At 62.7% G+C, this 17,122-nt stretch carries 19 protein-coding genes and 1 tRNA gene; 14 read left to right on the top strand and 6 right to left on the bottom strand.

Annotation, left to right across the window (positions count from 1 at the left end; translation table 11 throughout):
* Positions 1 to 9: 9 nt before the first annotated feature.
* Complete coding sequence (locus tag IFT57_RS03215) at positions 10 to 522, bottom strand: DUF2062 domain-containing protein (protein ID WP_122713307.1); 513 nt, start codon at positions 520 to 522, stop codon at positions 10 to 12.
* A gap of 147 nt (positions 523 to 669) precedes the next feature.
* On the opposite strand from IFT57_RS03215, the gene IFT57_RS03210 reads away from it, so the two are divergent.
* The 8 genes from IFT57_RS03210 (at position 670) to IFT57_RS03175 (ending at position 7,701) form a co-directional block, all read left to right on the top strand.
* Positions 670 to 2,901 carry a DNA internalization-related competence protein ComEC/Rec2 gene (locus IFT57_RS03210; protein WP_192150467.1) on the top strand — a complete coding sequence of 744 codons (2,232 nt, stop codon included), beginning with the start codon at positions 670 to 672 and terminating at the stop codon, positions 2,899 to 2,901.
* 80 nt (positions 2,902 to 2,981) lie between these two features.
* Positions 2,982 to 3,617 carry a MotA/TolQ/ExbB proton channel family protein gene (locus tag IFT57_RS03205; RefSeq protein ID WP_163007608.1) on the top strand — a complete coding sequence of 212 codons (636 nt, stop codon included), beginning with the start codon at positions 2,982 to 2,984 and terminating at the stop codon, positions 3,615 to 3,617.
* Positions 3,614 to 4,042 carry a biopolymer transporter ExbD gene (locus IFT57_RS03200; RefSeq protein ID WP_122713305.1) on the top strand — a complete coding sequence of 143 codons (429 nt, stop codon included), beginning with the start codon at positions 3,614 to 3,616 and terminating at the stop codon, positions 4,040 to 4,042. The genes IFT57_RS03205 and IFT57_RS03200 overlap by 4 nt, the downstream gene beginning before the upstream one ends.
* Positions 4,042 to 5,037, top strand: a complete 996-nt coding sequence (gene lpxK / locus IFT57_RS03195; RefSeq protein ID WP_192150465.1) for a tetraacyldisaccharide 4'-kinase — start codon at positions 4,042 to 4,044, stop codon at positions 5,035 to 5,037. Before IFT57_RS03200 ends, lpxK begins: the two co-directional genes overlap by 1 nt.
* A 25-nt stretch (positions 5,038 to 5,062) precedes the next feature.
* The gene (locus IFT57_RS03190; RefSeq protein ID WP_122479326.1) at positions 5,063 to 5,248 is read left to right on the top strand and encodes a Trm112 family protein; all 186 of its coding nucleotides are present in this window, start codon (positions 5,063 to 5,065) and stop codon (positions 5,246 to 5,248) included.
* Positions 5,245 to 6,009 (top strand): 3-deoxy-manno-octulosonate cytidylyltransferase, encoded by a 765-nt coding sequence (gene kdsB, locus IFT57_RS03185; protein WP_192150463.1) that lies wholly within the window; start codon positions 5,245 to 5,247, stop codon positions 6,007 to 6,009. The genes IFT57_RS03190 and kdsB overlap by 4 nt, the downstream gene beginning before the upstream one ends.
* A gap of 35 nt (positions 6,010 to 6,044) precedes the next feature.
* Positions 6,045 to 7,067, top strand: coding sequence for a UDP-N-acetylmuramate dehydrogenase (gene murB, locus IFT57_RS03180; protein ID WP_192150877.1), 1,023 nt, complete (start codon positions 6,045 to 6,047; stop codon positions 7,065 to 7,067).
* A 40-nt stretch (positions 7,068 to 7,107) separates the two neighbouring features.
* A complete protein-coding gene (locus IFT57_RS03175) occupies positions 7,108 to 7,701 on the top strand; it encodes a nucleotidyltransferase family protein (protein WP_192150461.1) in 594 nt (197 codons plus the stop codon).
* 65 nt (positions 7,702 to 7,766) lie between these two features.
* On the opposite strand, the gene IFT57_RS03170 is transcribed toward IFT57_RS03175, so the two are convergent.
* Positions 7,767 to 7,843 (bottom strand) — tRNA-Met (locus tag IFT57_RS03170).
* A gap of 254 nt (positions 7,844 to 8,097) precedes the next feature.
* Here IFT57_RS03170 and dinB point away from each other — a divergent pair.
* Entirely contained in the window at positions 8,098 to 9,162 is a 1,065-nt protein-coding gene (gene dinB / locus IFT57_RS03165; protein ID WP_192150459.1) for a DNA polymerase IV, read from the top strand.
* 9 nt (positions 9,163 to 9,171) lie between these two features.
* Here dinB and IFT57_RS03160 read toward each other — a convergent pair whose 3' ends face one another.
* From IFT57_RS03160 to IFT57_RS03150, 3 genes are all read right to left on the bottom strand, one after another.
* On the bottom strand, positions 9,172 to 10,122 hold the full coding sequence (locus IFT57_RS03160) for a hypothetical protein (RefSeq protein WP_192150457.1): 951 nt from the start codon (positions 10,120 to 10,122) through the stop codon (positions 9,172 to 9,174).
* Between the two features lie 15 nt (positions 10,123 to 10,137).
* Positions 10,138 to 11,853: a proline--tRNA ligase gene (locus IFT57_RS03155; protein WP_122713299.1), complete on the bottom strand. Its 1,716-nt coding sequence runs from the start codon at positions 11,851 to 11,853 to the stop codon at positions 10,138 to 10,140.
* 162 nt (positions 11,854 to 12,015) lie between these two features.
* The gene (locus IFT57_RS03150) at positions 12,016 to 13,287 is read right to left on the bottom strand and encodes an OprD family porin (protein ID WP_122479320.1); all 1,272 of its coding nucleotides are present in this window, start codon (positions 13,285 to 13,287) and stop codon (positions 12,016 to 12,018) included.
* Between the two features lie 841 nt (positions 13,288 to 14,128).
* On the opposite strand from IFT57_RS03150, the gene IFT57_RS03145 reads away from it, so the two are divergent.
* Positions 14,129 to 14,560 (top strand): HIT domain-containing protein, encoded by a 432-nt coding sequence (locus tag IFT57_RS03145; protein ID WP_192150875.1) that lies wholly within the window; start codon positions 14,129 to 14,131, stop codon positions 14,558 to 14,560.
* Positions 14,557 to 14,763 (top strand): SlyX family protein, encoded by a 207-nt coding sequence (locus tag IFT57_RS03140; RefSeq protein WP_049861523.1) that lies wholly within the window; start codon positions 14,557 to 14,559, stop codon positions 14,761 to 14,763. Before IFT57_RS03145 ends, IFT57_RS03140 begins: the two co-directional genes overlap by 4 nt.
* 63 nt (positions 14,764 to 14,826) lie before the next feature.
* Here the strand turns inward: IFT57_RS03140 and IFT57_RS27085 are convergent, their stop codons facing one another.
* Complete coding sequence (locus IFT57_RS27085) at positions 14,827 to 15,417, bottom strand: cold-shock protein (protein WP_192150455.1); 591 nt, start codon at positions 15,415 to 15,417, stop codon at positions 14,827 to 14,829.
* 313 nt (positions 15,418 to 15,730) lie between these two features.
* Between IFT57_RS27085 and IFT57_RS03130 the strand changes: the two genes are divergently transcribed.
* From IFT57_RS03130 to IFT57_RS03120, 3 genes are all read left to right on the top strand, one after another.
* A complete protein-coding gene (locus IFT57_RS03130) occupies positions 15,731 to 16,201 on the top strand; it encodes a Dps family protein (protein ID WP_090356750.1) in 471 nt (156 codons plus the stop codon).
* 231 nt (positions 16,202 to 16,432) lie between these two features.
* The gene (locus tag IFT57_RS03125) at positions 16,433 to 16,807 is read left to right on the top strand and encodes a ribbon-helix-helix domain-containing protein (protein WP_192049883.1); all 375 of its coding nucleotides are present in this window, start codon (positions 16,433 to 16,435) and stop codon (positions 16,805 to 16,807) included.
* 60 nt (positions 16,808 to 16,867) lie between these two features.
* A complete protein-coding gene (locus IFT57_RS03120; protein ID WP_122479318.1) occupies positions 16,868 to 17,089 on the top strand; it encodes an FmdB family zinc ribbon protein in 222 nt (73 codons plus the stop codon).
* Positions 17,090 to 17,122: the final 33 nt, after the last annotated feature.

Below are 17,122 nucleotides of genomic sequence, written 5' to 3'. Positions count from 1 at the left end.
TGAGCAGCGCTACCGACGTTGCTTGCGCCGCCGCCACTGGCGACTGACCCACCAGCGCCAGTAAAGCATCGTCAGGAAGTATGCCAAGGCACCCAATACCACGCCCGTCACCACCGACCCGAGCAGGAACGGCTGCCACAGCGTGGACATCTGGCTCATCACCCAGTCCCAGCTGTACGAGTCGGGTAGCTGCCGCGGTGGCTGACCCAGCAACCACGACCCCACCTTGTACGTGCAGTAGAACACCGGTGGCATGGTGATCGGGTTGGTCAGCCACACCAGGCTGACCGCGATGGGCATGTTGCCGCGCACCACGATCGCCAAGGCTGCCGCCAGCAGCATCTGCAGGGGGATGGGCATGAACGCGGCGAACAGGCCGACGGCCATCGCCCGTGCCACGGAATGACGGTTCAGGTGCCAGAGGTTGGCGTCATGCAGGAGGCGACCGAGGAATCGCAGCGACTTGTGTTCACGAATCGTCTCTGGGTCCGGCATGTAGCGCTTGAACAGGCGACGCGGCATAGCGGTCTCGCACGTATCTGTCTGGATGTGTCCGGCAGTATGCACAAGTTGCCTGAAGTCCGAGCTCAGACTTTGTGACATTTGATAAGGCGCGACGCTGCCCGTTTGCCCTTAGCCTTGGCCGGCGGTTTTTCCAGGGAGGAAGGTATGCGCACAGCGATGTTGGCGCTGGCGACAGGGATGGTGTGTCTGCGCTGGCTGCCGGCGCTTCCGTCACTGGGCTGGCTGGTGGGCATGAGCGCAGGTGCGGTGTTGCTGCTGGCAGTGCGCCGCTGGTATTGCGGGCTGTTCCTGCTGGGTCTGTGCTGGGCCTGCCTGCACGCGCATTGGGCGACGAACGGCCAGTTGTTGGCGGCGCTGGACGGACGAACCCTGTGGCTCGAAGGGGAAGTGGTGGGCCTGCCAGCAACCAACGGCAACACGGTGCGCTTCGAACTGGCCGGGGCCTGGTCGCGCCGCGCGCAGCTGCCATCGCACCTGCGCCTGGCCTGGTATGGCGGCCCGCGGGTCGCCAGCGGCGAGCGTTGGCGGCTGGCCGTGAAGCTCAAGCGGCCGCGGGCATTGGTCAACCCGGGCGGTTTCGACGCCCAGGCCTGGGCCCTGGCCAAGGGCATCGGTGCCACCGGCAGCGTCAAGGCCGGCCAGCGCGTGCGTGGCGCCCGTCTGGCCTGGCGCGATGGCGTGCGTCAGCGGCTGCTGGCGGTCGACAGCCAGCAACAGGGCGGCATACTCGCCGCCTTGCTGCTGGGCGACGGTTCGGGCGTGTCACGCCAGCAGTGGGAGGTTCTACAGGCCACGGGGACCGTGCATCTGTTGGTCATCTCCGGCCAGCACGTCGGCCTGCTTGCGGGGTTGCTGTATGGGCTGGTCGCCCTGTTGGCAAAACTCGGCGTCTGGCCGGCGCGCTGGCCCTGGTTGCCCTGTGCCTGCGCATTGGCGTTCAGCGGCGCGTTGGCCTACGGGCTGTTGGCCGGCTTCCAGGTGCCGGTACGCCGGGCCTGCATCATGATCGGCCTGGTGCTGTTGTGGCGGCTGCGCTTTCGCCATCTGGGCGTATGGTGGCCGCTGCTGCTGGCATTCACCATGGTCTTGCTGGTCGACCCGCTGGTCAGCTTGCAACCCGGATTCTGGTTGTCGTTTTGCGCGGTGGCCGTACTGCTGCTGACGTTTTCCGGGCGTCTGGGTGGTTGGCGCTGGTGGCAGGCCTGGACCCGCGCGCAGTGCTGTGTGGCTGTCGGTCTGCTGCCGGTAATGGTGGCCCTGGCGTTGCCGGTGAGCGTCAGCGGGCCGCTGGTGAACCTGCTGGCCGTCCCCTGGATCAGTCTGCTGGTCCTGCCGGTGGCCATGGCCGGTGCCGTGCTGTTGCCTGTGCCCTGGCTGGGCGAAACCTTGCTGTGGCTGGCCGGGGGCGCATTGCGATGGCTGTTCGAATGGCTGGCCTGGACAGCCGAGTGGGGACCCTCCTGGCTACCGCCGGGGCTCTCGCCTGGGGTATGGCTGGTGCTGGCGATCGGCGTCTTGCTGCTGTTGCTGCCGGCCGGTATCCCGTTGCGCTGGCTGGGGGTGCCGATGGCCGGGCTGCTGTTGTTCAGCCCGCGTCAGGCACCGCCCGTGGGCCTAGCAGACATCTGGGTGCTGGATGTCGGCCAGGGGCTGGGTGTGCTCGTGCGCACGGCCCAGCACCAATTGCTCTACGACACCGGTCCCGGACTGGGCGAAATCGACGCCGGCGCCAGCGTAGTGGTGCCCAGTCTGGTCGCACTGGGTGTACGGCGCCTGGATGCGATGATCATCAGTCACGCCCACCTCGATCATTCCGGTGGTGCTGGCACCGTACGGCGACGCCTGCCGATTGCCCAGACCCTGGCCGGTGAGCCCGACCTTTTGCCCGCCGCGTGGCAGGCACAGCCTTGCGAGCCTGGTCGCAGTTGGGAGTGGGACGCGGTGAAGTTCGTCTTGTGGCGCTGGCCGTCGGCAGTGCCCGGCAATCCCGCCTCGTGCGTACTCTGGGTGGAAGCCAATGGCGAGCGCCTGTTGCTCAGCGGCGACATCGACGCGGCGGCCGAAGAAGCCCTGGTCGCGAGCGGTTTGCCAGTTCAGGCGCACTGGTTGCAGGTGCCACACCATGGCAGCCGGACGTCATCGAGCAAGCCATTCCTGGACGCGGTGCGCCCCCGGGCGGCGTTGATCTCGCGGGGCCATGGCAATACCTTCGGCCATCCCCATCCATCCGTGCTGGCGCGTTTCAAGGCATTGGGCATCGCTGCCCACGACACAGCCGAAGACGGCGCGTTGCGTGTGCGCCTGGGTACCTTCGGCCCGGTACAGCGGCAGCGCTCCCTGCGCCGTTTCTGGCGCGAGGCACCGGCCGACCCCTGAGCTTTCCAACGGTCATCGCACGCTTCGACCCGCCTCACCCCTATGGTAGAGTGGCGAACTTTTTCGAGGGGATCGTACCTGTGTGGGAATTGGTTAAGTCTGGCGGCTGGATGATGTTGCCAATCATAGTGAGCTCCATCGTCGCCCTGGCCATCATCGCCGAGCGTTTGTGGACCTTGCGTGCCAGCCGAGTTGCACCTGCCCATCTGGTCGGACAGGTCTGGCGCTGGAAGAAAGACAAGCAACTGAGCAAGGAGAAGCTCAAGGAGTTGCGTGCCCATTCGCCGCTTGGCGAGATCCTCGCGGCTGGTCTGGCCAACTCGCGCCACGGCCGCGAAATCATGAAGGAAAGCATCGAGGAGGCGGCCAGCCGGGTCATCCACGAGCTGGAACGCTACATCAGTACGCTGGGCACCATCGCCGCCATGGCGCCGCTGCTGGGTCTGCTGGGCACCGTGATCGGCATGATCGAGATCTTCGGCTCGTTTACCGGAGGCGCCGTCAGCGGCAACCCCGGTGTCATGGCAGGCGGTATTTCCAAAGCGCTGGTCACTACGGCGTCAGGTCTCATCGTCGCGATCCCGGCGCTGTTCTTCCATCGCCTGCTGCAACGCCGCATCGACGAGCTGGTGGTCGGCATGGAGCAGGAAGCCATCAAACTGGTGGAAGTAGTGCAGGGTGATCGCGAGGTCGACCTGGCCGAGGAAAAAGCGTGAAGTTTCGTCGCCGCAGTCGGGAAAACATCGAGCTCAACCTGATCTCGCTGATAGACGTCGTGTTCGTGCTGCTGCTGTTCTTCGTCATCACCACCACGTTCACCCGCGAAACCCAGCTGCGTGTCGAGCTGCCCGAGGCGGTGAACGGCGCGCCGGAACAATCCAGCAACCTCAAGCGCATCGACATCGCCATCAGCGCCGAAGGCGTCTATGCGGTGAACAACCAGTTGCTGCCCAAAAGCGACTTGCCGACCCTGCTCGACGCGCTGCGTACCGCATCGGCCGGAGACAGCTCGCTGCCACTGTCGATCAGCGCCGACGGCAAGACGCCGCATCAAGCCGTCATCAGCGCGATGGACGCGGCCGGCAAGCTGGGTTTCAGCCAGATCAGCATGATCACCGTCGAGGCGCAGGCGAATCCCTGATGAGTCTCGCCGACCGATTGTCCGCTGCCTGGTATGCCGGTCATCGTGCACTGTGGCTGTTGCGTCCGCTGGAATGCCTGTACCGCAGCGTCGTGGCGCGCAAACGGCGGCGATTCGAGGCCGGGCAGGGCGAGATCTACCGCGCCCCGGTGCCGGTGCTGGTGGTCGGCAACATCACCGTCGGTGGCACCGGCAAGACACCGATGATTCTCTGGCTGATCGAGCACTGCCAGGCCCGCGGCCTGCGGGTTGGCGTGGTCAGCCGCGGCTACGGCGCCAGGCCACCGAGCCTGCCATGGCGGGTCCGCGCCGATCAGGAGGCTGCCCAGACGGGCGATGAGCCGCTGCTGATCGTGCGGCGCAGCGGCGTGCCGCTGGTGATCGACCCCGACCGTGGCCGCGCCGTACGTGCACTGCTCGAAGCCGAGCCCGTGGACCTCGTGCTCAGCGACGATGGCTTGCAACACTACCGCCTGGCGCGCGACATCGAACTGGTGCTGATCGACGCGGCGCGGGGGCTGGGCAATGGCCGCTGCCTGCCTGCCGGTCCGTTGCGCGAGCCCGCCGAGCGCTTGCAGTCGGTCGATGCCGTGCTGTTCAACGGTGCCGCTGATGATTCGCCGCGTGGCTACGGCCTGACCCTGCAAGCCCGAGCGTTGATCAACGTGCGCAGCGGCGAGCGCCGGCCATTGAGCCACTTCCCGCCAGGGCAGGCAGTGCACGCCGTGGCCGGGATCGGCAACCCGCAACGTTTCTTCGACACCCTGCAGGCGCTACACTGGCAGCCTGTCGCTCACCCTTTCGCCGATCATGCCCGGTTCACGCCCCAGGCCCTGTGTTTCGAACCACCGTTGCCAGTGGTCATGACCGAAAAAGATGCCGTGAAGTGCCGCGAGTTCGCCGCTGCGGATTGGTGGTACCTGGCCGTCGACGCCCAGCCTTCGCCCCATTTCATCGGTTGGCTCGACCAGCGTCTGACCAGCCTTTTGCCCTGATCCCCTTGCCTTGAAGGATTTTTCCATGGACACCAAACTGCTCGATATCCTCGCTTGCCCGATCACCAAGGGCCCGCTCAAGCTCAGCGCCGACAAGCGCGAGTTGATCAGCAAGGGCGCCGGCCTGGCCTATCCCATTCGCGACGGCATTCCCGTGATGCTGGAAACCGAAGCGCGGACCCTGACCGACGACGAGCGCCTGGATAAATGAGCACGGCCTTCACCGTGGTGATACCCGCGCGGTACCAGTCGACTCGCCTGCCGGGCAAACCACTGCAGATGATCGCAGGCAAACCGATGATCCAGCATGTCTGGGAACAGGCCTGCAAGAGCACGGCAACGCGAGTCGTGGTTGCCACCGATGATGTGCGCATCGAGTCCGCCTGCCGAGCGTTCGGCGCGGAGGTGGTGATGACCCGGCCCGATCACGAGTCCGGTACCGACCGTTTGGCCGAGGTATGCCAGGCTTTGGGTCTGGATGCCGAGTCCATCGTGGTCAACGTGCAGGGCGATGAGCCGTTGATTCCGCCCGTAGTCATCGACCAGGTGGCGGCCAATCTCGCTGCCAGCCACGAGGCCGCCATGGCAACCCTGGCCGAGCCGATCACGGACGTGGAGGCGTTGTTCAACCCCAACGTGGTCAAGGTGGTCACTGACCTGAACGGCCTGGCGTTGACCTTCAGCCGAGCACCGCTGCCGTGGGCACGCGACGATTTCGCCAACGATCGCGATGCCCTGCCGGCCGAGGTGCCCTACCGTCGTCATATCGGTATCTATGCCTACCGTGCCGGCTTCCTCCAGGATTTCGTGCAATGGGGCCCTTGCTGGCTGGAAAACACCGAGCGTCTCGAGCAGTTGCGTGCGCTCTGGCACGGGGTACGCATCCATGTGGCCGATGCCGTGCAGGCGCCGCCCGCCGGTGTCGACACCGCGCAAGACCTGGAGCGCGTGCGGCGCCTGCTGGAGGCTTGATGGCAGCCCATGGCAACGTTCCGCCAGTTGAGTCCATGAGTCTGGACATTCGCGCCAACCAGTCGCTCAAGCCCTACAACACCTTCGGTATCGAGGTGAAGGCAGCGTTTCTGGTCTCGGTACATGACGATGCCGAGCTGATCCAGGCACTGGCCTGGGCCAAGGCGAGCGGCCTGCGTGCGCTGGTGATCGGTGGTGGCAGCAATCTGTTGCTGACCGCCGACCTCTCCGACGTGCTGGTGGTGCGCATGGCCAACCGGGGCGTGCGCGTGCTCGCAGAGGCCGGTGATCAGGTGGTGCTGGAAGCCGAAGCCGGCGAGCCGTGGCACCCTTTCGTATTGCAGACGCTTGAACAAGGTCTGGCAGGTCTGGAAAACCTCAGCCTGATTCCCGGAACCGTGGGTGCAGCGCCCATGCAGAACATCGGTGCCTACGGTGTCGAGATCAAGGACGTGTTCGTCGGCCTCACTGCGCTTGACCGGGACACGTTGCAGAAACGCGACTTCAGCGCCGCCGAGTGCGCGTTCGGTTATCGCGACAGCCTGTTCAAGCGCCAGCCCGGCCGCTGGGTGATCCTGCGCGTGCGCTTCACGCTTTCACGTTCGGCGCCGGTGCATCTGGACTACGGCCCGGTGCGTCAGCGGCTGGCCGAACAGGGGATCCAGCATCCGACGCCCACCGACGTCAGCGCCGCCATCTGCAGCATCCGGCGAGAAAAGCTTCCCGACCCTGCCGAGCTGGGCAATGCCGGCAGCTTCTTCAAGAACCCGGTCGTCCCCGCCGCGGTGCTGGACGCCATTCGCCGCGAGCATCCCGATGTGGTCGCCTATCCCCAGGCCGATGGCCTGTACAAACTGGCGGCGGGTTGGCTGATCGAGCGCGCCGGCTGGAGGGGCCATCGCGAGGGCGACGCCGGCGTGCACCGCTTGCAGTCACTGGTGCTGGTCAATCACGGCAATGCATCGGGCAAGCAGCTGCATGCCCTGGCCCAGCGGATCCAGGACGATATCCAGTCACGCTTCGGTGTGGCGCTGGAGATGGAACCCAATCTGTATTGAGCGTCTGTACGGCGCATCGTGACTATCGGAGCCTACCGCCATGTCAGCCATCACCGCCCCCTGCGCCTTGATTCTCGCTGCAGGGCAAGGGCGCCGTTTTCAGGAAGCCGCAGGGCAGGGTGCTGACAAACTGCTTGCACCCTGCAGCGGGTTGGACGGCATCGAGCGCAGCGTCGTCGAACAGGTCCTGCACAACCTCGGTGACACGGTCGAGCGCCGTGTGCTGGTCACCCGTGCGCACAAGAAGCAAGTGATACAGCTGGCCGAAGCCTACGGCTATGAGGTGGTATTGCTCGACTCCGCAGGCATGGGCGACAGCCTGCGCACGGGGGTCGAAGCCAGCCTGGATGCCGATGGCTGGTTGGTGTGTCTGGGCGACATGCCCTTCGTGAGCCCTGGAGCATTCGCCAGGGTTCGCCAGTGCATGGCACCGGAGCGCATCAGCATTGCCCATGGCGCTCGTGGTCACGGGCACCCGGTAGGCTTCGGCCGCACCTTTCGCGAGCAGTTGCTGTCGCTGCAGGGCGATCAGGGTGCTCGACGACTGTTCGCCGAGGCGCACATGCACCTGGTGGTGTGCGACGACTCAGGGATCTACCGCGACGTGGATCGGCCAGACGACCTCGTCGGGTAACAGGTCGGCGAACAAATTGCAGGCAACAAAAAAGGCCACTTTTTCAAGTGGCCTTCTTCGTTGTTTGGTTGCGGGAGCCGGATTTGAACCGACGACCTTCGGGTTATGAGCCCGACGAGCTACCAGACTGCTCCATCCCGCGTCTGTGTGGGCTATTCTACAGCGCAGCGCCTGCTTGTCAAACCCTGATTTCAAGAAAACTCTTTTCCATCAATCGCTTAGCCTTGCCGATTGCGCTACGAGCCAGGCGGGACGGGGCTTTCAGGGGGATTGGGTCGGTTTGTCGATAAGCAAAAGAATGTGCACCGGGCTTTGGCCATGGCGCTTATCGCTGTGAGTGAGATAATACCGTTGTTTTTGTACGATCTTTTACCAGCTTGGTAGCCCGCCCCGACCATGACGCAGCGCAAGATCATCCATGTCGACTGTGACTGCTTCTATGCCGCCATCGAAATGCGTGACGACCCCCGGCTGGCTGGCAAGCCACTGGCCGTCGGCGGCTCGGCGGAGCGCCGCGGGGTGATCGCCACCTGCAACTATGAAGCCCGCGCCTATGGCGTGCGTTCAGCCATGAGCTCGCGGCACGCGATAAAACTGTGCCCCGACCTGACCATCGTCAAACCGCGCATGGATGCCTATAAAGAAGCGTCGCGGGAGATTCAGGGGATTTTTCGCGAGTACACCGACCTGATCGAGCCGCTGTCGCTGGACGAGGCCTACCTCGACGTTTCCGACTGCCCGCATTTTTCCGGCAGCGCCACGCGAATTGCCCAGGACATCCGACGCAAGGTCTCCAAGCGCCTGCACATCACCGTTTCGGCGGGGGTGGCGCCGAACAAGTTCCTCGCCAAGATCGCCAGCGACTGGCGCAAGCCAGACGGCCTGTTCGTCATTACCCCGGCGCAGATCGAAGACTTCGTCGCCGCCTTGCCGGTCACCAAGCTACACGGCGTAGGCAAGGTCACCGCTGACAAGCTGGCCCGCCTCGGCATCGACAGCTGCCTTGAGCTGCGCGAATGGACCAAGCTGGCGCTGGTGCGCGAATTCGGCAGCTTTGGCGAGCGCCTCTACAGCTTGGCACGCGGCATCGACGAGCGTGTGGTGCAGAACGACAGTCGGCGACAGTCCATCAGCGTGGAAAACACCTACGAGGCGGACCTGCCGGATCTGGCCAGTTGCCTGGACAAGCTCCCAGAATTGATGCAGACCCTGGCCGAGCGCATCGACCGGATCGACAGCAGCTATCGTCCGGGCAAGCCTTTCGTCAAAGTGAAGTTTCACGACTTTACCCAGACCACCCTGGAACAGGCAGGGGCGGGCAGGGATCTGGACAGCTACCGGCAGCTGCTGGGTCAGGCCTTCGCCCGTGGCGGCAAGCCGGTGCGCCTGTTGGGCATCGGCGTACGCCTGCTGGACCTGCGTGGGGCCCACGAGCAGCTGGAGCTGTTCAGCGACAGCTGACCGGCTGGCTCAGGTCCCGGGATCGGCGACCAGTCGGCCGGTATCCCGGCGCAGCGACTTGAGGAAATCCTGCTGCAATTCGGGATCGTTGCGGGTCAGTTCGATCAGGCTCTGTTCCAGTTCGCTGGCTTCGTCTTCCAGGCCCAGTTCGGCCAGGCGCTTGACCCGATACACCCACTGACCGACCTCGTCACCTTCCAGGTCATCGAAGATCAGCGTGTGCGCTTCGGCCAGTTTGCCGCGCAGGTCCGGGCTCACCGGCAGCAGGGCGCTGGCCCGAGTCTGGCTTTCCTCATCCACCACACTCAGTTGCAGGCGTGTGACGTGGGTCAGATCCTGTTCCGCAAACGGGTTGTCGAGCAGGTTGATGCGCAACACACCGTTGGCATCGGTTTCCAGGTCATAGGTCTTGCGGCCGGTGCCTACTTGTACCGGGCGTTCACTCCATGGCGTGCTGTCGTGCTCCACGCGCCTGTCGGTCTGCACCTCGTCGATACCGGCAAGGTTCTGCTCGGCACGGCCGTTGGACTGCACGTTCATGAACGGATTGAGTCCGGCGAAACCATAGCTGACCCAGTCCTTGGTCACGCTGTCGGGCAGGCTGCCAAAGGTCGCCACGTTCACCACGTTGGCGCCGACGCCGGCTACCACGGCCACTGCCCCTAGTGGAATCTCGTAGACTTCACGCCAGGGTTGATAGGGAGTGTAGCGGTCGTAGTGACGTGTGGTCTCGAACGCCGTGACCTCGAAATCCTTGAATTCACGAATGCGCACGCGGCGTTGCGGCGTCTGCAGCACCTCTGGCTTGCCCAGGTCGATCTGCACGCTGTGTTCGAGCAGCTTGCGCTCGATGCGCTCTTCGTGTTCGTTGCGCTGCGACATCTGGTTGGCACAGCCACTGACCAGCAGGGTGCTGCACAGGGCAGCACCACCGAAGGCCAAGGTAGTTCGCTTGAACATGGTTTCTCGAATCTGTCAGCGGCGCACGCGAGCCTGGATGAAAGACAGGACGTCATCGACAGGCAAGGCCTGTGCGGCGTCCTCGGTACGGCTCTTGTATTCCAGGTTGCCTTCGGCCAGGCCACGGTCGCTGATGACGATCCGATGGGGAATGCCGATCAGCTCCATGTCGGCGAACTTGATCCCGGGGCTGGTTTTCTTGTCGCGATCGTCCAGCAGCACTTCGAAGCCCGCTTCGGTCAGTTCCGCGTACAGCCGGTCGGTGGCTTCGCGCACTTGCTCGGTTTCGTAGCGTAGCGGCACCAGGGCGACCTGGAAGGGCGCCAGGGTATCGCTCCAGATGATGCCGCCAGCATCGTTGTTCTGCTCGATGGCAGCAGCCACCACACGCGACACACCGATGCCGTAGCAGCCCATGGCCAAGGTCACCGGCTTGCCGTTCTCACCCAATACCTGGCACTTCATGGCTTCGCTGTACTTGGTGCCCAGCTGGAAGATATGACCCACCTCGATACCGCGCTTGATGGTCAGCGTGCCCTGGCCATCCGGGCTGGTGTCACCGTCGACCACGTTGCGCAGATCGGCAATTTCTGGCAGCGGCAGATCACGCTCCCAGTTGACGCCGAAGTAATGCTTGTCGTCGATGTTGGCGCCCACGGCGAAGTCGCTCATGAAAGCCACCGAGCGATCGATGATGCAGGTCAGGGGCAGGTTCATCGGGCCCAGGGAGCCTGCGCCCGCGCCGATGGCATCACGCAGTTCGGCCTCGCTGGCCATGACCAGCGGATTGGCAACCAGCGGTTGGTTGGCGGCCTTGATCTCGTTCAGCTCGTGATCGCCACGGATGATCAGGGCAATCAGTTTGCCTTCTTCGGCGGCGTGGACCACCAGCGTCTTCACGGTCTTCTCGATCGGCAGGCCGAAGTTTTCCACCAGTTGGGCGATGGTCTTGGCGTTGGGCGTGTCGACCAGGCGCAGTTCCTCGAGTGCGGCGCCACGCTCGGTTTCGCGCGGAATCGCCTCGGCCTTCTCGATGTTGGCCGCGTAGTCGGACGTATCGCTGAACACGATGTCGTCTTCACCCGACTCTGCCAGCACATGGAATTCGTGGGAGCCGGCGCCGCCGATGGAGCCGTTGTCGGCTTCCACCGCACGAAACTTCAGGCCCAGGCGAGTGAAGATGTTGCTGTAGGCCAGGTGCATGCGGTCATAGGTGGCCTGCAGCGAAGGCTGGTCGGCGTGGAAGGAGTACGCATCCTTCATGATGAACTCGCGACCGCGCATCAGGCCGAAGCGCGGACGGATCTCGTCACGGAACTTGGTCTGGATCTGGTAGAGATTGATGGGCAACTGCTTGTAGCTGTTGAGCTCGTTGCGCATCAGGTCGGTAATGACTTCTTCGTGGGTGGGGCCGGCGCAGAAGTCACGGTCGTGGCGGTCTTTGAGGCGCAGCAGCTCGGGACCGTACTGCTCCCAGCGCCCCGACTCCTGCCACAGTTCGGCCGGCTGGATGCCGGGCATCAGCACTTCGAGAGCACCGGCGGCGTCCATTTCCTCGCGCACGATCCGCTCAACCTTGCGCATCACCCGAAGACCCATCGGCAACCATGTGTACAGGCCCGAAGCGAGCTTGCGGATCATGCCGGCACGCAGCATCAGCTGATGGCTGATCACGACCGCATCGGAAGGGGTTTCTTTCTGTGTGGCGAGCAGATATTGACTGGTGCGCATGGTTGACCGTTGTCTTCGCGAAATTTTATCGAGGTCTGGCATTGTACGGGGGTGATTGGGCGACGTACAGGCGTAGGGCCGGGCTTTGCCGGGCGCCGCCGTTCAGACGCAGAAAAGCCCGGCAGGGCCGGGCTTTTCGAGGTGAAGCGACCTGCTGGGCTGTTACATGATGCTCAGAGGGTACTCGACGATGAAGCGCAGGTCGTTGTTCGACGGACCGTAGTCAGCATCGTAGGCGTTGTTGGCGCGGTAGATGGCGCTACGCAGGCGGAAGGACATGTCCTTGATCGGGCCTTGCTGAACCACGTACTTGGTTTCGAAGTCCCACTCGTGCTCTTTGCCTTCTTCGCCGTTGCTGGCTTCGATGTTGTCGCCAGTGATGTAGCGAGTCATGAAGCTCAGGCCGGGTACGCCGTAGGTTGCCATGTTGATGTCGTAGCGAACCTGCCACGATTTCTCTTCGGCGCCGACGAAGTCGGAGTACTGAACGGAGTTGTTCAGGAACACGGTGCCGCCGCCGTCCACGCCGTAGGCGTAGCCGGTGTCGCCGGAACTGCGCTGATAGCCCAGGGTGAACTTGTGCGCGCCCAGGCTATAGGCAACCGCGGTGCTCCAGATCTTGTTGTCGACGTCGCCGCCCAGATCTTCGCCCTGGCTCTTGGTGCGATAGGCGTTGAAGTCGAAGTTGAGCGACTGCAGGTCGTCGATCGGCAGGGTGTAGTTCAGGTTGACGTACTGACGCTTCCAGTAATCTTCCACGTCGGACGCAGCGACCGTACCGGTGAAGTTCTTGGTGAAGGCGTAGGTGGCGCCGGCGATGTCGGCGGACTTCAGGCCCAGGGAGTCGTGACCCATGCCGGTCTGCGCACTCATCGAGGTGAAGCGACCGATGTTCAGGGTCAGGTTGTCGATTTCGTTGCTGGTGATCGAAGTGCCGGTGGCGACTTCAGGCAACAGACGGCCGTCGTCGGTCGCGAAGACCGGGCTGGCAACGATCTGCTGGCCGTATTTGAGTACGGTATTGGAGAAGCGGAACTTGACGGCTGCGCCGCCCTTGGTCTGGCTGTGTTCCAGGTTGCCTTCGTCGTCGGCTGCGAACAGGCCGTTGCTGCGGCGACCGGTACCGCCGTCCAGGCGCACCGAACCGAAGCCCATTGCATCGACACCGGCACCGATGGTGCCCTGGGTGAAGCCCGACTCGTAGAACATCTGGGCGCCAAGGCCAGTGTCTTCACGATAGCCCTTGTCGCTGCCAGCGGTAGGGTTGCCTGCGCCGTGCTTGTAGTCACGGTTCATGTACAGGGCACGCAGCTTGAGGTTCAAGGTGCTGTCTTCCACAAAACCCTTGGACTCGTCCTGGGCTGAGGCCAAAGCCAACTGCGAGGTGCCGGCTGTTACAGCCAGTGCGATCATGCTCCACTTCATCACGCGCATCGTGATTTGCTCCTTTGGTTTTTTAAGAAGAGTAACCACTGCCTCACCTGTTTTTTTATCTGAGGCAGTTCTTTCTTTTTATGACGGCGCGGAACGTATACCACGCCGGTCATGTTGGCGATACTTCAAGTCCGCTGTTGCATGTCCACGCTTACAACCACACTTGGGTTGCATTAATGTACTGGCGTCGCTTCATTGATTCACTGTTTCCGTTTGTTCCGGTTTCGTCTTCCCACGTCCCCGGTGACCATGCTGGGATGAATGCAACAAGCGTGCACAAACGTGCCACCAGTTCACATATTTTTCACTTTTCTTCCAGTGGTTCGGCCAAGCCCACGTAAAACCGGCTCATCGAGCCATTCCTGCTTCCCCGGTAACGATCCGCTGCATGCGAGTGAATCCTGTTTCGCGGTGCAAACGTTACCGCTGGGTGACACGAGTGGGTAGATTACGAGGTCTTCATGCACCGAGACCTTCCCTGGTGGACCTTTTTGGTGCGAAAGGTGACGTCCTGAATGGCAAGGCTAGCCCAGCGACAGGAATTGGCAACGCCGCGCCTGCGTAAAGAAGTACCGCTTGTCAGGCAGTTACACGCGGTATCGCATAAAGCGGGTGAACTGCTGCGAAAAAGTGGTCTGTACGGTTCGGTGCTGCGGGCGATCCTGGGGCGGGCGGCACCAAAACCGTGCCTCGCTTCGGGCACGGCCCCAGGTGCGCCGCCTTCCGGCGTGTCGAGTAAATAGTGACTCACCCGGAAAAAACCGATCAGGCACGCTATCCTTGGCGCTCGATGATTCGCGGCCATGCCTCGATCACCCATTCCTTCCTGTGGAGAACGCCCGTGTTCAGCCTGGATGCCCGACTTGCCGGAGACGCTCATGTCATCGGTGATTTCGCACTTTGTCGCCTGCTGCTCAGTAATGACGCCAGGTATCCCTGGTTCATCCTGGTGCCGCGACGTCCGGATATCACCGAGGTCTTCGAACTCGATGACGCAGACCGTGAAGTGCTGTGGAGCGAAACCAATGCATTGGCGAAGTTGCTTCACCAGGAATATGGCGCCGACAAGATCAATGTCGCCACATTGGGCAATGTCGTGAGCCAACTGCATATGCACGTGATCGTTCGCTATCGCACGGACGCTGCCTGGCCTGCCCCTGTGTGGGGCAAGCTGCCCGCGATGCCCTACACCGCCGAGCAACTGGCGACGGTTCGCCAGAGGCTGGCAGGCGCGCTGGGCACCGATTTCGTTTTCACGGAGGGCAGGGCATGAGTCTGGAAGATCGCGTGATGGAACTGGAGACACGTCTGGCGTTTCAGGATGACACCCTGTCTTCGCTCAGCGACGAACTGATCCTGCAGCAGCGGGCGATCGAGCGCCTGCAGATGCAGCTCGCCGCGCTGCTCAAGCGTCAGGAGGAAATGGTCGGTCAGTTCGAAACGGCTACGCAGGAGGCGCCACCGCCGCATTACTGAAACCTTTTTTGCGGCAATGAAAAACGCGGGCAGTGCCCGCGTTTTTTTATTGCTGCAGTGGAGTCAGCGACGCGGCGATGCCGCAATCACGTCTTCGGCCTGCAGTCCTTTGTCGCGGTTCATGACCGAGAACTCGACCCGTTGGCCTTCGACCAGCACACGATGGCCTTCGCCACGAATGGCGCGAAAATGCACAAAGATGTCGTCGCCCGAATCACGCGAAATGAAGCCGAAGCCCTTCGACGTATTGAACCACTTGACGGTGCCGGTATCGCGGTTGGTCATGTCGTACTGCACGGCGCTGGGTGCGGGTAACGCGCGGTAGAAACTGATCGACAGGTGCGCCAGGCACGCGAGCAGTGCGCACAGCAGACCTGGCAGGATGCCGATGGCCGGCAGCGGCACCAGCAATGTCAGGGTCTGGGTGATCACCGAGGCAACCAGCAGCACACTGACCAGATTTTGCAACAGATGACGTGGGCCTTTGTTCCAGCGCGGTATCACCGGAGCCAAAAGCAGGTTGAGCAGACCGAACAGCGCCAGGTAGATTGCGTCGGGTTGTTGCAGGTACGGCGCTACATCGGCCCGCAGGCTTGGTATGAACGACAGCAGCACGGCCGCTGCGCCCGTCAGGAGGTGGACGATTTTCAACATTTGATTGGCTCACTCTAAGATCAGGCATCAGGAAGAGCTGATACCGCAACAAGCACAGCGTTGGGGTGACAATAATTGCCGAGCATCTGCAGGGATCAGCCTATGCGCCACGGCTTGATTAATTGCCCCGGCTCACGCGGCCTATTTAACAGCAAAGCCCGACCCTTCTCAAATCGGCCAGAGTGCCGCTCGGCGCCGTCGAGCGGATAGCCTGCGCAACTTGCCCCAGGCAAGGGCTGCGTGGGCCGAAGGGTCTTGGTAAAGTGGGCGTCCACTCGTGGTGGTATACATTCATCGTCATCAAGGACATTACATGGCAATCGATATCGGCATCAGCGAAGAAGATCGCAAATCGATCGTGGACGGCCTGTCCCGTCTGCTCTCCGACACCTACGTCCTGTACCTCAAGACGCACAACTTCCACTGGAACGTCACCGGCCCGGCTTTCCGTACCCTGCACCTGATGTTCGAAGAGCAGTACACCGAACTGGCGCTGGCCGTGGACTCCATTGCCGAGCGCATCCGCGCCCTCGGCTTTCCCGCGCCCGGCGCCTATTCGGTGTATGCCCGTCTGTCTTCGATCAAGGAAGAGGAAGGGGTGCCTTCGGCCCAGGACATGATCAAGCAACTGGTCGAAGGTCAGGAAGCCGTCACCCGTACGGCCCGCGGCATCTTTCCGCTGCTGGACAAGGTCAGCGACGAGCCAACCGCCGACCTGCTGACCCAGCGCATGCAGGTGCACGAGAAGACTGCCTGGATGTTGCGTTCGCTGCTCGAAGGTTGATCCCTGGCGATACGGCGGCGCCTTCGCCAGCGCGACGTCCGCCGTGTCGATCCAGCCTTTCGCCGCGTACTGCGCGCGTTGCTGCGGCGGTTCCCTCCTACCCAACGACGCCGCGCTTCGTACGTATGCACTTCCCTATTCCTCTGTCGTCATCGTTCGCCGATACGCTTCCATAGATCCGTCAGCACACCTCCAGGGTTGGAGGGGCGATCATCTAGGAAGCACTGATCCATGGAACGGAACCTCGTCGTCACCCGCGCACGCCAGCTCGACCGATCGAGCAAGCTTGTCATCGATCCCTATTCGGAAAATTTCGACATGGGCCTGGCCAGGCCCGTCTCGCGCTCGGTGCGCCTGAACGGTTTCGCCACCTGCCTGCGCCTGGAGCGGGTCTACTGGGAAATTCTGGAACGCATTGCCCTGGTCAATGAATGCACGGTTAACGCGCTGCTTTCCTACGTCGACCGCGAGGTCCACCTACGCCATGGCGGCGTCAAGAATTTCAGTGGATTGGTACGGGTAGTCTGCGTCACCTACTTGATGGGGCGTGATCGAACGTCGTCTGTTACCTTGGACGGCTGCGCAGCGTCGATTAACCGGATATAATCCCGCGTTTCGCCCTGGCGCCGCTTGCGCCGCGGTCATTTGGTTGCCGAGACACTACCCATGCCGATGTACGACTATCAATGTGCTTCCTGCGGTCATCAGATGGAAGTCATTCAGAAGATCAGCGCCGAGCCTTTGACCGATTGCCCAGCCTGCCAGGCGCCGCAACTGAAAAAGGTGCTTTCCATGCCGGGCTTCCGCCTCAGCGGCACCGGCTGGTACGAAACCGATTTCAAGACCGGCAACAAGAAGAATCTGGCAGGCGGCGACAAGGCCGAGTGAGTCGTCCGGCTCCCGCCCGCTCCAGCACGATGT

Source organism: Pseudomonas sp. CFBP 13719 (assembly GCF_014842095.1).
Lineage (GTDB): Bacteria > Pseudomonadota > Gammaproteobacteria > Pseudomonadales > Pseudomonadaceae > Aquipseudomonas.
The sequence above is the reverse complement of the archived record's forward strand: the minus strand, read 5'-3'. Positions and strand labels throughout refer to the sequence as shown.